Annotated in this window: 1 protein-coding gene; it reads right to left on the bottom strand. The window is 63.2% G+C overall.

The window, feature by feature from the left end; all coding sequences use genetic code 11:
- Positions 1–182: 182 nt before the first annotated feature.
- Positions 183–443 (bottom strand): LysR substrate-binding domain-containing protein (locus AB4Z35_RS30580; RefSeq protein ID WP_442101240.1); only part of this gene is annotated, 261 nt, incomplete at its 5' end.

The raw sequence follows: 443 nt of genomic DNA on the forward strand, positions 1-443 counted from the left end.
CTCTACGGTATCGGCAGCCGCAAGTCTGGATTAAGGCAAAATCCGCGGGATCCCCTCTTCGGTAGGGAGACCAACGCACAGTTCCCAAGTCGTTCCGCGAACTTGCCTGCGAGTCATGAGTGAAGCGATAAAGATTCCACAGGGAATCACAAGGGAGAACCTTTGGCGCAAGCAACGCCCGGCTACGCCCCACCCAAAACAGGCTCGTAGGAAGCAGTCCGCGTCATCGCCAGTTGCCACGATGGGGGGGCCCCAATGCATTGGTTCAGGTGCGAGGTGAAGGCCCGAAGCTTGGCCGAGGCGCGGGGCTGGGCGCGTAGCAGGTAGATGCCGCCTTGCGCCTGCGGGCGGAGGCCATCCAGCAGCAATTCTTCCAGCCGCCCCGCGCCGATGTCCTCGCCGACCGACCAGTCCGGCATCAGGGCGATGCCCAGCCCCTGCAA

The sequence above is a fragment of the Pseudomonas sp. KB_15 genome (genome assembly GCF_052114525.1).
Classification (GTDB): domain Bacteria; phylum Pseudomonadota; class Gammaproteobacteria; order Pseudomonadales; family Pseudomonadaceae; genus Aquipseudomonas.